Below are 13,795 nucleotides of genomic sequence, written 5' to 3'. Positions count from 1 at the left end.
AAAGTCAGGATGTTTACGCCAGGCGCCAGTTCACGGTTTCACCCGCTTTCAGTGGCACGATGTTGCCGTCTGCCAGAGGCAGTTGCTCCGGCATGGTCCAGGGGTCCCGCACCAGGGTAATGGTGTCCGTGTTTCTCGGCAGACCGTAGAAGTCCGCGCCGTTAACGCTGGCGAACGCCTCCAGTTTGTCCAGAATGCCCAGTTCCTCGAAGATCTCTGCATACAGGCCGATGGCGCCATAAGCAGAGTAGCAGCCAGCGCAGCCGCACGCGGCTTCCTTGCGGTCCTTGGCGTGGGGCGCAGAATCGGTGCCCAGGAAGAAACGTGGATTACCACTTGCAACGGCATCGCGCAGGGCCTGCTGGTGACGGTTGCGCTTAAGTATAGGCAGGCAGTAGAGATGCGGGCGAATGCCGCCAACCAGCATGTGATTGCGGTTATACATCAGGTGCTGTGGCGTCAGTGTGGCGGCCAGATTGTTGCCGGCGTACTGCTGAACAAATTTCGCCGAATCCGCCGTGGTGATATGTTCCAGAACCACCTTGAGGTTCGGAAAGTCGTCCATGGTCGGAGCGAGTACCCGTTCGAGGAACACTTTCTCGCGATCGAAAATATCAATGTCAGCATCGGTCACCTCACCGTGAACCAGCAGCAGCATGCCGCATTCGGCCATGGCTTCCAGCACCGGGTAGATATTGCGAATGTCTTTTACACCCGATGCGGAGTTGGTGGTGGCGCCGGCCGGGTAGAGTTTGGCGGCAACCACTCCGGCTGCCTTCGCGTCGCGAACGGTCTCTGCGGTGGTGCTCTCGGTGAGGTAAAGCGTCATCAGGGGCTGGAATTCCGTGCCCTTGGCGGCATCCAGAATGCGGTCCCGGTAGGCCAGGGCGTCTGCGGTAGTGGTTACCGGCGGAACCAGGTTGGGCATGATGATCGCGCGCCCGAAACACGCGGCGGTGGCCGGAACGACATCCTTTAGGACATCGCCGTCACGCACGTGCAGGTGCCAGTCGTCCGGACGGGTGAGAGTGATCTGATCGGTCATGGGAGGTTTCCGCAGTTCCATAGGTGGGCCATGGCCCTGAAAAATTTTGCGAATTATACCAGAAGGGGAGAGTGTTTGTTTTTGTATCCGACCCTAAAGAAGATGGGGGCCGGGCCGTTAACCGGGGAAACCACTGAATCAGTTGAGCACGTTGGTAATCCGCTATGGCATCCAGCTTACGAACATTCTCTCTTGGCCTGATGGGCGCCCTCGCGCTGGGTCTGGCCGGACCGTCAGGTGCTTCCAGCTACGGTGCGGGCATCGAGAACAGCCAGTGGTATCTGGCAGAATCGGTGTTCGAATGTTCGCTGGTGCATGAAGTTCCGGGGTACGGCAAAGCCGTGTTCCGGCACCGGGCCGGTGAAAGGCTCACATTCTTTCTTGAGTCGGAATCGCCGCTGATGCGGCCGGGCCGTGGTGATCTGGTGGTTGAGGCCCCGGCGTGGCGCCCGGGTGTGGCCCCCAGACCCCTGGGCAAGGTCACGGTCTCGGACGGAAACCGGCCGGTGCTGCTGGAAACCCGCCAGGCCATGGTGCTGGTTCAGGGTCTGCTTGAGGGCCTGCGCCCGACGGTCACCCGGGAATCATGGTTTGATAGTCGGCCGGTGCGGGTTCAGGTGTCGAACGTGAATTTCGCCGGACAGTTCCAGAGCTACCGGGCCTGCACGGCCAACCTGTTGCCGGTCAACTACGACCAGGTTCGACGCTCCCGCATTCCCTTTGCCAGTGGCAGTACCAGCCTGTCTGAGGCCGATCGCCAACTGCTCAATAACCTGGTGACCTACGTGCTGGCCGATTCAACCGTTGAGCGGATTTTCGTGGACGGACACAGCGATCGTCTGGGCAGTCGCATCGACAACCGGGCGCTGTCCGAGGAACGGGCAAACGTGGTGGCTGACTATCTCAAGGCGCAAGGAGTTTCCGAGGATATGATTACCGTGCGGGCTCATGGCGACCAATACCCGGTTTCACGCCGGCCCTCCGATAACCGTCGCACCAACATACGGTTGCAGCGTGAGGGTGAGCGCCCGGAATTCCAGCAGGCCAATGGCTACGGTGGCGACTCCGCCGGATGAGTCCGGTTCAGTAGACGGAGTTCAGTACTTCAAGATGAGCCGTCACACTCTCGCCCAGGGCCTTCAGGCTGTAGCCCCCCTCCAGCGTTGAAATGATCCGGTCATTGGCGTGGTCACTGGCTACGCTGACAATCATTTCCGTTAACCAGCGATAGTCATCCACTTCGAGATTCAGTTCGGCCATCGGGTCCAGCCGGTGGCCATCGAACCCGGCCGAGATCAGGATAACCTGAGGTTTGAAGTCCTGCAGTTTCTTGACCCAGGCCGACTCGACAGCCTTGCGGTATTCAATCGCGGCGCAGCCCGCTTCAATCGGTGCGTTGATAATGTTTGGCGCTTGCCGGTGCACGTGCGAGTGTGGATAGAACGGGTGCTGAAAGCTGGAGCACATGAGAATGCGCTCATCCCCTCCGACGATATCCACCGTGCCATTGCCCTGGTGCACGTCAAAATCAATGATGGCCACCCGATCCAGCTGATGGAAGGTAAGGGCGCGCATCGCGGCCAGGGCCACGTTGTTGTAGAAGCAGAAACCCATGGATTTGCTGCGTTCGGCGTGATGACCCGGGGGACGAGCGCAGACAAAGGCGTTGGTAACCTGGCTGCTCATGACCATGTCCACGGCCTGGATGTTCGCGCCGGCGGCGAGGCGGGCGGCCCGCAGGGTGTCCGGCATCATGGCGGTATCGGGATCGGTGAATACCCGGCCCCGGGTCGGTTGCATCAAGTCGAGCTGGTGCAGGTACTTTTCGGGATGAACGGTCAGCAGCTGGTCACGGGTGATTTCTTCGGGGCGGACCCAGTCGAGGTCCTGCTCAAGATTGGTTTCTGCGATGTGACTGAGGATGGCTGTGATGCGCTCAGGGCATTCCGGGTGTTCCGGGCCCATGTTGTGTTTCATAAAGTCATCATGAGAAAAAAATGCCGTGGTCATACGCCTCTGAACGCCCTGAATCTGCTTTTGTTTTCATCAATGTTATCAGGGAACAATCCCGGCTGCCGTGTTTCTTTGGTCGTAATGGCAGCGATAGTCGTTTTACATCAATTAATCTCCACCTAAGATAAGATGTACACTCATAAGTGACCTGATTTAGTTACATTATCACCTGCGCGGCCTCGGGGGCGGCGTCCAAGGAGAGCCAGCTTGAGCACCCGATATCTGGAAAGTCTGTTTAATCCCGACTCCATTGTGGTTGTCGGTGCGTCTGAGCGGGCGGACAGTCTCGGCGGTATGGTGTTGCGGAATCTGATGGGCGGTGGCTACCCGGGTAAGCTGTTGGTGGTAAACCAGAACGATTATGACAATGTGCACGGGGTCCCCTGCGTCAGAAAAGTCTCCAAGATGGATTTCTCGCCGGATCTCGCCATTGTCTGTACGCCCCCGGACACCGTTGCCAAGACCATCAAGCGGCTGGGAGAGGCGGGTGTCCGTACCGCAATCGTGATGACCGGCGGTATGTCCCGGACCCACAGTAAAACCGGGCAACCGCTCATGTACTCGGTACGTGAAGCGGCCCGGGAGACCGGCATTCGGGTACTGGGCCCGAACACGATCGGGCTTATGGTGCCCGCCCGGAGCCTGAATGCCACCTACGCCCACATGGGGGCGATCCCGGGCCGGGTTGCGTTCGTTGGCCAATCCGGCACCATTGCCAGCTCCGTTATTGACTGGGCCTTTGCCCGGGGCGTGGGGTTCTCCTATTTCCTGACCCTCGGTGACGGCATGGACATCGATCACGACGACCTGATCGATTATCTGGCCCAGGACACCCAGACCCGGGCCATCCTGCTGCACATCGAAAACATCCCCAACCCGCGTCGCTTCATGTCTGCGGTGAGGGTGGCCTCCCGGACCAAGCCGGTGATCGCAGTGAAATCCGGTCGGGTACCGGAATCCGAATGGTTTCCCCATGAACTTCCGGACGGTCTGACCCGCAGCGATCCGATCTACGACGCCATGCTTCAGCGCGCCGGTGTGTTGAGGGTGGATGGTCTGGGCCAGATGTTCGATGCCCTTGAAACCCTCACGCGGATGCGGCCTTTGCGCCGGGAGACGCTGGCGATCATGGCCAATGGGGTAGGGCCGGGCGTGCTTGCGGTTGACCGCCTGGCGGACCTGGGCGGGGAGCTGGCGGAGTTGTCGGAGCAAAGCATCGACGCACTGGCGGAGTTGTTGCCGCCCTACTGGACCCGGCGCAACCCCATCGATCTCAACTATGACGCCTCACCGGAACTCTACGGTAAGGCGATCAGGATTCTTGCCAAGGATCCGGAAGTGGCCAACGTTCTGGTGATGTACGCGCCCAGTCTGACGGAAGACAGCCTGCAGATTGCCGATGCCGTGGTGCAGGCCTCCAAGGGCACGCGACTGAATGTGTTTACCTGTTGGCTTGGCCAAAGCACGGTCATGGACTCCCGGGAAGAGTTTTACCGGGCCGGGTTACCGTCCTTCTTCAATCCGGAGAAGGCGGTCATGGCGTTCATGCAGCACGTGAAGCATCAACGAGTCCAGCGCCTGCTGACGGAGACTCCCGAGTCCTTCACCGATCATTTCGCCGATCGCAGCCACACCCGCCGCGTGGTGATGAAGGCCTTGCGCAACGGTCGCAAGCATCTGTCCAATCGGGAGGCCCGGGACCTGATCGAGGATTACGGCATCAGCACCATCGAAACCATGTACTGCGACGACATGGAAGAGGTACTGGAGGTCTTTGCGGTGGAACGGCGACCGGTTGATATCACCATCATCCACGAGCAGGGTTGTCACCCCTTCCTTGACCTCAGTCCGACCCAGCGCCGATACAAGGGCACAATCCAAAAACTGAACAGCGAGGCCGCCATCATGGATGGCTGTCGCTATCTGATGGAAGAGTACCAGTCGCATTTCCCGGAAAGCGGATTTCTGGGCTTCGCTGTGCAGCGTTCCTACCAGCACGTCGGCGGCATTGAGTTCAGCGTCGGCATCACCCGGGATCCGGTGTTTGGCCCGCTGGTGGTGTGCGGTGCGGCCGGCGCGCAGATCAATGTGATGACGGACCGCCAGATTGCGTTACCGCCCCTGAACATGGTGCTGGCGAGGGAACTGCTGCGCCGGACCTACATGTACAAGCTGCTGAAAGAGCACAGCCTGAAGCCGGAAGAGGATATTCGTGCGGTGTCCGAAACCCTGGTGACCCTGTCCCAGATTGTGATCGATATTCCCGAGATTCAGGGGCTGGAAATCTCGCCTCTGTTGTTCAACGAGCAGGGGGCTGTGGCCGTCAATATCGCCATCAACCTGGCCGAAAAACCGGGTAAACCGATCATTCAGCCATACCCGAGGGAACTGGAGGAGTGGATCGTACTGCCGAAGTCGGGGCGCCGGGTCATCATTCGCCCTGTGCTGGCCGAAGACGAACCTGCCCACCGGGCGTTCCACGAACTTCAGTCCCCGGAGTCCATTCGCTACCGTTTCTTCCAGTATCGCAAGCATTTTTCCCGCGAAGACGTCGCCCAGATGGTGCAAATCGATTACGACCGGGAGATGGTATTCATTGCGAATGCGCCGAGAGAAGACGGCGAAGGGGAAGAAACCCTGGGCACGGTGCGGACCTGGACCGACGCCGACAATCTGCAATGCGAGTTTGCAGTGATGGTGCATGACCGGATGAAAGGCGAGGGCCTGGGAGTGGCACTGATGCAGAAGATGATCGACTACTGCCGCAGCCGCGGAACTGTCGAGATGGTTGGTGATGTGCTGCCTGACAATCGGCCCATGCTGCAGTTGGCCGAGCATCTCGGATTCGAGATCAAGTACAACCCGGAAGAAGAGGTGATGGACCTGCGCCTGGTGCTCAACGAGCCGGAGAAAGACTGGCAGCGGGAACGACTGGGCAAGAGCGTCCACTAGGGACGCTCCCGATCCCGAAGGTTATTCCTCGACGATGGCTGAGCGGTCCTCGCCGCCCATGGCCTCCAACAGGCCCGGAATCAGCCGCGAAAGCTCAAGGGTCATCAGGGTGAATGCGGCGTCGAACTTGGCCACGGCGTCGTCCACGTCCACGTCATCCAACTGGTCCTGCAGGGTTTCCCCGAATTTCAGGCGGCGAATCCCCAGTTCCTCGTCGAGCACGAAGGACACGTTATCGTCCCAGGTCAGGGACAGTTTGGTGACCTGCATGCCGGCGTCCAGATGGTTCCGGATCTCGCCCGCCTTCAGGTCCAATCCCTTGCAGCGCACCACACCGCCGTCCTCGGACGGATCCTTCAGTTCGCACTCGTTGCCAAGAACCACCTGGCTGGGCAGGTCAATGGTCTCGTTCAACCAGCCGGTGAAGGTAAAAGCCGGAGCCTGCTCTACAGCCGGTGGGCGTACGGGCAGAGACCCCAGGCTTTTGCGCAGGGTGGAGGCAAGATCCTCAGCCTGCTTGGCGGAGCCTGCGTCCACCACGATAACGCCATCCTTCGGGGCAAGGTAAGCAAAACCGCGCCGATTTTTGGAAAAGGCCTGGGGCAGCATTTCCAGCATGACCTGTTCCTTGATCTCGTCTTTTTCCTTGCGGCGGACCTTGCGACCCTGATCAATTTCGATGGCCTCCGCCTTTTCTTCCACTGCCTCCTTCACCACGGCGCCGGGCAGAATCTTTTCTTCCTTGCGCAGGGCAATCAGGTGGTAGCCGCCGGCGCTGTGAACCAGTTGCTCTCCGTGCTTGCCCAGTGGCGGGACCCAGCCCTGGCGACTGGTTTCCTGGGGGCCGCAGGGCTTGAAGGCGTCGGCCTGCAGTTTTTCTTCGAGCTCTTCGGCTGAGATATCAAACGGTTTGGTGAAACGGAAGACACGGGCATTACGAAACCACATCAGGTTTGATCCTTGCTGTTATAGACGGTTCAGGAAACGTAGAGAGGCGGGGATGATACGGCCACCGGTTGGTGGCCGTAAAGTGGCTACACAGGCGTCAGAGGTTCATGATTTCTACCATGACCGTCTTGACGATAAAGCCCACCACGCCGGCACCGAGCACGATAAACAGGGCGAGGGTGCCAAACTTGCCCGCCCTGGATTTCTTGGCAAGATCCCACACGATGATGCCCATCCAGACAATAAGTCCGGTCAGAAGCACCAGCATGGCGATCTGGGAAAAGACTGCTTCGTTCATTTTAAACAGGATCCTGGTTTTTAAGGGGATTTACGGTTGTTCGTCCCGCAGGAAAACCCAGTTGTTCTTGTCGGATTGGTCTTCGCTGAAGTAGTAGCCCTCAAGGTTAAAGCCCTTGAGGTCATCGGCCTGGGTGATCCGGTTCTGGATTGCAAAACGGCACATCAGGCCACGGGCTTTCTTGGCGTAGAAACTGATCATCTTGTACTGGCCGTTTTTCCAATCCTTGAACTGGGGCGTGACCAGTCTCGCGTCCAGGTCCTTCTTCCGGACGCTCCTGAAGTACTCATTCGATGCCAGGTTGACCAGTACGCCGTCGTCTGCGGCCAGCAGGCGGTTGATCTCATCGGTAATCCGGTTGCCCCAGAACGCATAGAGATCCTTGCCCCGGCGATTCTCAAACTTGGTACCCATTTCCAGCCGGTAGGGTTGCATCAGATCCAGCGGTTTCAGGATGCCATACAGCCCCGACAGCATCCGCAGATGCTTATGGGCGAACGCGAACTCGTCCTCACTGAAACTCTCGGCATCGAGGCCTGTGTAGACTTCTCCCTTGAAAGCCAGGATAGCCTGGCGGGCGTTGTCTGGCGTGAACGGTGTGTGCCAGGTCCGGAACCGCTCGGCGTTGAGTTGGCCGAGCTTGTCGCTGATGCCCATCAGGTTGCTGACCTGATGGGGTTCCAGCTCTTTGAGCTGATCGATCAGCTCGCAGGCGTCATCGAGAAAATCCGGTTGGGTGAAGGTTTCCGTGGCCAGGGGACTCTCATAGTCGAGGGTCTTGGCGGGGGAAATGACCATTAGCATGTCAGGCAATCCTCATTGAAGAAACGTGAGTAACTGATCCCTGGTAAATGGCCAGTCCAGCTCCGCACCGGTGTCGTTGCGGCGCAGCACCGGGATGCGTGTGCCGTAACGCTCGACCAGCTCTTCGGACTGGGCAATATCCACCACGTCGACTGGTATTGGCGCCGGCATGGGCGTGTTCACCAGCAGGGCTTCGGCCAACTCGCACAGGTGGCATTGGGTCGTTGTATAAAACAGCAGTTCCATTACTTGGGCTGCGCGTCCAGTTGCTGGCCAGTCACACCGTGACTGTCCTTGCCCATGAGATACAGGTAGATCGGCATCAGGTCTTCCGGCGCGGGATTCTGCTGCGGGTTCTCGGCCGGATACGCCCGGGCTCTCATGTTGGTACGGGTCGCACCCGGATTCAGACTGTTCACACGCACATTATGGCGTTCGTCATCCAGCTCGTCGGCCATCAGCTGGCTCAGACCCTCAACCGCAAACTTGGACACCGCGTAGGCGCCCCAATAGGCTTTGGCCTTGCGGCCCACGCCCGAGGACGTGAAGATCACCGAGGCGTCGGTGGATTTGCGCAGCAACGGGATCATGGCCCGGCTGAGAAGGAAGGGCGCCGTCGCGTTGACGTGCAACACCTTGTTCCAGACCTCGGGATCGTACAGCTCAATGGGACTGCGGTCACCGAGAATGGCGGCATTGTGTAGGATGCCGTCCAGGCGCTCGAAGTTTTCCTCGAGTGTCATGGCCAGCTCCTCATACTCCTTGACCGCTGCGCCTTCAAAGTTCATCGGCACGATGGCGGGCTTGGGGTGTCCGGCGGCTTCGATTTCGTCGTACACCGATTCCAGTTTGGAAACGGTGCGGCCCACCAGGATCACGGTTGCGCCATGGGCAGCGTAGGCAATAGCTGCGGCCCGGCCAATTCCACTGCCGGCACCGGTCACCATAATAATGCGGTCTCGCAGCAAATCGGCGGGGGCTTGGTAATCTTGCATAACCTGTTCTCCGTGTCAGGCGGTTACCGGGTAGGGATTCAAATCTGGTTTTATTGTAACAGCTTTGCCAGGTCGGCGACGGTGTCGGCTACGAGGTCTGCTTGCCACAGGTCAACCGATCCCGGCTCCTCGATATAGCCGTAGCGAACGGCGATGGTCCGCATGCCGGCATTACGTCCGGCTTCGATATCGCGCTCGTGATCGCCCACGTAGACAGCGCTGGCAGGATCGGCTCCGATCTCCTGGCAGGCCAGGAACAGGGCTTCGGGGTGAGGTTTGCGCTGGGCGACGTGGTCCGGGCAGATAACGGCCGCACAGCGCGGTGCCAGGCCGAGCGCTTCCACCAGTGGGGCGGCAAAACGCACCGGTTTGTTGGTGACGATGCCCCAGGGAATGCTCCGTGCTTCCAGCGCCCTGAGAATCGGATCCATACCTTCAAACAGGGCGGTCTCAATGGCGACACCGGCCTCGTAGAGATCGAGAAACTCGGTGTGCTTGGATAGGTAGTCCGGATGGTCCGGCTCCAGTCCGAACCCGACCCGAATCATGGCACGTGCGCCATTGGAGACCGAGCGCCGGATGTGTTCGGCCGGCAGTGGCGCGAGGCCATGCTGCTGGCGAAGCTGGTTCAGGCAGCGGATAAAATCCGGTGCCGTGTCGATCAGCGTGCCGTCAAGATCGAACAGGACGGCCGAGGGTACGGTCTCAGGCATCGCGGGTATCTCGCGCATGCATCAGGTAGTTCACATCGACATCGCGACCGAGCTTGTAGATCTTGGTGATGGGGTTGTAGGTCATTCCCGTCAACTCCAGCACCTCGAGCCCGGCGTGGCGCAGGTGGTCGGACATTTCCGAGGGACGGATGAACTTTTTCCACTCGTGCGTGCCTTTGGGCAACATGTTCAGGACATACTCGGCGCCCACGATGGCGAACAGGAACGACTTCGGATTCCGGTTGATGGTGGAGACGAAGAGGTGACCACCGGGTTTGAGTATGGTGGAGCAGGCTCGGATCACCGACGCCGGATCGGGCACGTGTTCCAGCATCTCCAGGCAGGTGACAACGTCGTACTGGCCGGCGTGGTCAGCATCCTGGGCGAGATCCTCAACGGTGGTTTGGCGATAGTCCACTTTGATACCGCTTTCCAGACCATGCAGTTTCGCGACGGACAGGGGCGCTTCGCCCATATCAATGCCGGTCACATGGGCGCCGCGCTGGGCCATGCCCTCCGACAGCAGGCCGCCGCCACAGCCCACGTCCAGGACCCGTTTGCCTGCGAGAGGGACCCGCTCGTCAATGTAGTTCAACCGAAGCGGGTTGATGTCATGAAGGGGGCGGAATTCACTGGTGGGGTCCCACCAGCGACTGGCCAGTGCCTCAAACTTTGCAATTTCATTCCGGTCTACGTTCTGGTTTGTCATGGTCTGTGCTACCTGATCAATCTGTCGGAATTCGGTTATTGGGCCTGCTGGTTGCGAATACGTTCCTTCCAGCCATCGACGCGCAACATCAGGTCCGCGACATCGATGCGGGTGAGTCGGCCGTCCTGTAACTGGGGTACGCCGTTAATCCAGCTATGGCTTACTGCCCGGCCATGGTTGCTGTACACCAAGTGCGAGATCGGGTCGTAGACCGGTTGCAGGAAAGGATCGCTCAGGTCCACGGCGATGATGTCGGCCAGTTTGCCTGCCACCAGTGAACCGAGTTCGTGGTCGCGGCCCAACGCCCTGGCGCCACTCAGGGTTGCCATGGTCAGTGCCGCATGTGCCGAGAGGGCGGCGGCATCGCCCGATACCACCTTGGCGATCATGGCGGCCGTGCGTAGCTCCCCGAAGAGGTCCAGATCGTTGTTGCTGGCGGCCCCATCGGTGCCGATGGCGACGTTCACGCCGGCATCCATCAGTTCCTGCACCGGGCAAAGGCCGCTCGCCAGTTTGAGGTTGGATTCCGGGCAGTGAATGACGTGGGCGCCCGACGTGGTGACGGTCTCCAGATCGGCGTCGTTTACCTGGGTCATGTGGACACACTGGGTGTTCGGGCCCAAAAGCCCCAGTTCAGCCATGCGTGCGACCGGGCGTTGACCGAGCTTTTCGGTGGCTTCGTTAACTTCGAATTCGGTTTCGTGCAGGTGGATCTGGATCGGGGCGCCAGTGTCGGCGGACAGCTGGATCGCACGCTTCAGAGGTGCATCCGACACCGTGTAGGGGGCATGCGGGCCTATGGCGGGGGTAATGTACGGGTCGTCCTGCCAGTCTCGGATGAATGCCTCACCCTTTCCGAGGTAGTCTTCTGGCCCTGTTCCCCAAGGCGTCGGGAAATCCAGTAGCGGAAAAGCAATCTGGGCACGCATGCCGGCGTCGTGGGCGCACTGGGCCGCAATCTCGGGGAAGAAATACATGTCCGAGAAGGTAGTGGTGCCAGTGCGCAGCATTTCGGCCATGGCGAGCTGGGTGCCGTCGGCGATGAAGGCTTCGCTGATAAAGGCGCCTTCGGCAGGCCAGATATGGTCATTCAGCCAGGACATCAACGGCAGGTCATCGGCCATGCCACGAAACAGCGACATGGCGGCGTGGCCATGAAGATTGATCAGGCCGGGCATCAACGCGTGACTGGGCAGATCCACGGTTTCCCGGGTACGGAAACGCCGGTCGGCTTCCTGCTGCGAGACCACCGCGGCTATGCGGTTCCCCTGGATAATGACCGCCTGGTTGTCCAGGACGACTGCTTCCGGTTCGATGGGAATGAGCCAACGGGCGTTGATGCGGATATCGGCTGCGGTGATGGTGTCTGCCGTCATGTACCTGCCTTCAGGGCCGGGCGCGTAAAACTCGCGCATTGAAAATGTAGGGCGGAAGTATAAACGTTATACTGGGCGTTTTCAGCGTTTCAGAGGCGGAGCTGATCTATGGCGACATCCCCCACAAATCCATCTTCCCGGGCAGTTGGCACGGTAGCTATTCGTTGGCATGGCCATGCCCTGGAATTGCTGGACCAGCGTCTGCTGCCGGTGGACGAGCACTGGATAACCCTGGAGGGCGCTTCGAGTGTGGCCCAGTGCATCCGTGACATGGTGGTTCGCGGCGCACCGGCCATTGGTATCAGTGCCGCTTATGGCGTTGCCCTGGCCGCCCGCCATGCCGGAGGGGGAGACTGGAAAGCCGAGATCAAACAGGCGATTCGAGAACTGGCGGCATCGCGGCCCACCGCCGTCAACCTGTTCTGGGCACTGCAGCGTATGGAACAGGTCTTTCACGAGTGTCACTCGCTGGACGAGGCGGTGGGGCGACTGGCCTCAGAAGCCGTTCGCATTCACGAAGAGGATCTGGCGGCGAACCTCGCCATGGCGGACCACGCCCTGGGGGTCATACGGCCCGACAAACCCATATCGGTTCTCACCCACTGCAATACCGGCGCTCTGGCAACCGGAGGGTATGGCACCGCCTTGGGCGTTATCCGCCGTCTTCACGAAGAAAATATGCTGCAAACCGTCTATGCCGACGAAACTCGTCCCTGGCTTCAGGGCAGTCGCCTGACCGCCTGGGAGCTGGCGCAGGAGGGCATCCCGGTAACGCTCAACGCCGATGGTGCCGCTGCAGCCATTCTGGCGGATGGCCACGTACGCTGGGTGGTAGTGGGTGCTGACCGAATCACTGCCAATGGCGATGTCGCCAACAAGATCGGCACCTACAGTCTTGCCGTTCTGGCTCGCCACCACAAGGTTGGTTTCATGGTGGTGGCACCTTCCAGCACTGTTGATATGTCACTGGCATCCGGCCAGGACATCCCGATCGAAGAACGTGAAGGTACAGAAATTCGCGAAATTCGCGGTGTACCGCTGGCGCCAGCAGGGGTCAAGGTCTTCAATCCGGTTTTCGACGTCACTCCGGCAAGCCTGATCGACGCCATCGTGACTGAAAAGGGCGTGGTCCATAACCCGAACATTACCGGGATGCGCGAGTTATTTGGTTGAGGGTTTCCGACTGCCGGTTGCGGGCTTATCGTCCGCGCCGGCCGTGTCTTCGTAGCGGGCCTTCATGTCCGCGACCTGCTTTTCCTGTTCTTCCACAAAGTGCAGCGACATCTCGAAACTCTGGCGGGTAAAATCCAGCACCTGCCGGAAGCCTTCATCCGAGAGGTGCCGGGCATCGTCGTGCCGGCGGAAGATGTTGATGAATTCCCGTTCCCGTTCAAACTGCAGTGGCAGACGCCCGACGCCCCAGTCGTTCAGGAGTTGCCAGACTTCGGGGTTGTAGTTGCGCGTGGTGCGCATGATGAAAGGGATCGGATCGTTGCGGGCTATAAGGGCCGCAAGGCGCAGAATGAGTTCGAAGGAGAGGGTGGCGGTGCCGTTTTCAATGGCCTCGAGGACCGACTTGTCTCGGAGATTCAGAGCCTCGCTCATTTCCGACAGAGTGAGGCCGGCCACCTCACGGATGTCCTGGAGGGATTGACCAGCCGTCAGCATGGCGCGGAGCTGGTCCTGGGAATTGATCAGGGCGCGCCCGACCCGCATGGAGGTGTCTGTGGCCTTTGCCCCGAACCGGAGGGCGGAGCCGGTCAGATTGGCCAGCCGGTCGAACAGGCTATCCGGATTCCGGGGTGCCGTGTTGTCGGCTCTCCCCAGTTCTTCAACCTCTTCCATAGACCGCATGGCATGCAGGGCATCCAGAAGCATGTCCTGCAGCATGCGCGCTTTCTGTCGGGGGTCCGGGTCCTTGGTACGCTCCGTCATGCTCGGG

14 protein-coding genes are annotated in these 13,795 nt (G+C 59.8%); 3 read left to right on the top strand and 11 right to left on the bottom strand.

Annotated elements, in window-relative coordinates:
* Positions 1-13: 13 nt before the first annotated feature.
* Positions 14-1,045, bottom strand: a complete 1,032-nt coding sequence (gene pyrC, locus QQF73_RS15040; RefSeq protein WP_219868176.1) for a dihydroorotase — start codon at positions 1,043-1,045, stop codon at positions 14-16.
* 200 nt (positions 1,046-1,245) lie between these two features.
* Between pyrC and QQF73_RS15035 the strand changes: the two genes are divergently transcribed.
* On the top strand, positions 1,246-2,121 hold the full coding sequence (locus QQF73_RS15035) for a flagellar protein MotY (protein WP_228743585.1): 876 nt from the start codon (positions 1,246-1,248) through the stop codon (positions 2,119-2,121).
* Between the two features lie 7 nt (positions 2,122-2,128).
* Here the strand turns inward: QQF73_RS15035 and QQF73_RS15030 are convergent, their stop codons facing one another.
* Complete coding sequence (locus tag QQF73_RS15030; protein WP_219868174.1) at positions 2,129-3,055, bottom strand: histone deacetylase family protein; 927 nt, start codon at positions 3,053-3,055, stop codon at positions 2,129-2,131.
* A gap of 210 nt (positions 3,056-3,265) precedes the next feature.
* Here QQF73_RS15030 and QQF73_RS15025 point away from each other — a divergent pair, with 210 nt between their 5' ends.
* Positions 3,266-6,010, top strand: coding sequence for a bifunctional acetate--CoA ligase family protein/GNAT family N-acetyltransferase (locus QQF73_RS15025; protein WP_219868173.1), 2,745 nt, complete (start codon positions 3,266-3,268; stop codon positions 6,008-6,010).
* Between the two features lie 21 nt (positions 6,011-6,031).
* Here the strand turns inward: QQF73_RS15025 and rdgC are convergent, their stop codons facing one another.
* The 8 genes from rdgC to QQF73_RS14985 all read right to left on the bottom strand — a co-directional run bounded on the left by rdgC (position 6,032) and on the right by QQF73_RS14985 (position 11,853).
* On the bottom strand, positions 6,032-6,958 hold the full coding sequence (gene rdgC / locus QQF73_RS15020) for a recombination-associated protein RdgC (RefSeq protein WP_219868172.1): 927 nt from the start codon (positions 6,956-6,958) through the stop codon (positions 6,032-6,034).
* 97 nt (positions 6,959-7,055) lie between these two features.
* Positions 7,056-7,256, bottom strand: coding sequence for a DUF2788 domain-containing protein (locus QQF73_RS15015; RefSeq protein ID WP_218637204.1), 201 nt, complete (start codon positions 7,254-7,256; stop codon positions 7,056-7,058).
* Between the two features lie 30 nt (positions 7,257-7,286).
* Positions 7,287-8,060: a peroxide stress protein YaaA gene (gene yaaA, locus QQF73_RS15010; RefSeq protein ID WP_285368693.1), complete on the bottom strand. Its 774-nt coding sequence runs from the start codon at positions 8,058-8,060 to the stop codon at positions 7,287-7,289.
* Between the two features lie 12 nt (positions 8,061-8,072).
* A complete protein-coding gene (locus QQF73_RS15005) occupies positions 8,073-8,306 on the bottom strand; it encodes a glutaredoxin family protein (RefSeq protein WP_041342924.1) in 234 nt (77 codons plus the stop codon).
* On the bottom strand, positions 8,306-9,055 hold the full coding sequence (locus QQF73_RS15000; protein ID WP_219868170.1) for a YciK family oxidoreductase: 750 nt from the start codon (positions 9,053-9,055) through the stop codon (positions 8,306-8,308). The genes QQF73_RS15005 and QQF73_RS15000 overlap by 1 nt, the downstream gene beginning before the upstream one ends.
* A gap of 50 nt (positions 9,056-9,105) precedes the next feature.
* Positions 9,106-9,768, bottom strand: a complete 663-nt coding sequence (gene gph, locus QQF73_RS14995) for a phosphoglycolate phosphatase (protein WP_219868169.1) — start codon at positions 9,766-9,768, stop codon at positions 9,106-9,108.
* Positions 9,761-10,477 carry a bifunctional 2-polyprenyl-6-hydroxyphenol methylase/3-demethylubiquinol 3-O-methyltransferase UbiG gene (ubiG, locus tag QQF73_RS14990; RefSeq protein WP_219868168.1) on the bottom strand — a complete coding sequence of 239 codons (717 nt, stop codon included), beginning with the start codon at positions 10,475-10,477 and terminating at the stop codon, positions 9,761-9,763. Before ubiG ends, gph begins: the two co-directional genes overlap by 8 nt.
* Before the next feature lie 35 nt (positions 10,478-10,512).
* Positions 10,513-11,853: a TRZ/ATZ family hydrolase gene (locus tag QQF73_RS14985; RefSeq protein WP_285368688.1), complete on the bottom strand. Its 1,341-nt coding sequence runs from the start codon at positions 11,851-11,853 to the stop codon at positions 10,513-10,515.
* Between the two features lie 108 nt (positions 11,854-11,961).
* Between QQF73_RS14985 and mtnA the strand changes: the two genes are divergently transcribed.
* Positions 11,962-13,026, top strand: a complete 1,065-nt coding sequence (gene mtnA, locus QQF73_RS14980; protein WP_219868166.1) for an S-methyl-5-thioribose-1-phosphate isomerase — start codon at positions 11,962-11,964, stop codon at positions 13,024-13,026.
* Here the strand turns inward: mtnA and QQF73_RS14975 are convergent.
* A complete protein-coding gene (locus tag QQF73_RS14975) occupies positions 13,015-13,788 on the bottom strand; it encodes a helix-turn-helix domain-containing protein (protein ID WP_219868165.1) in 774 nt (257 codons plus the stop codon). The two genes, mtnA and QQF73_RS14975, sit on opposite strands and share 12 nt — an antisense overlap.
* Positions 13,789-13,795: the final 7 nt, after the last annotated feature.

Origin of the sequence: Marinobacter albus, assembly GCF_030238305.1 — a bacterium.
Classification (GTDB): Bacteria; Pseudomonadota; Gammaproteobacteria; order Pseudomonadales; family Oleiphilaceae; genus Marinobacter; species Marinobacter albus.
The sequence above is the reverse complement of the archived record's forward strand: the minus strand, read 5'-3'. Positions and strand labels throughout refer to the sequence as shown.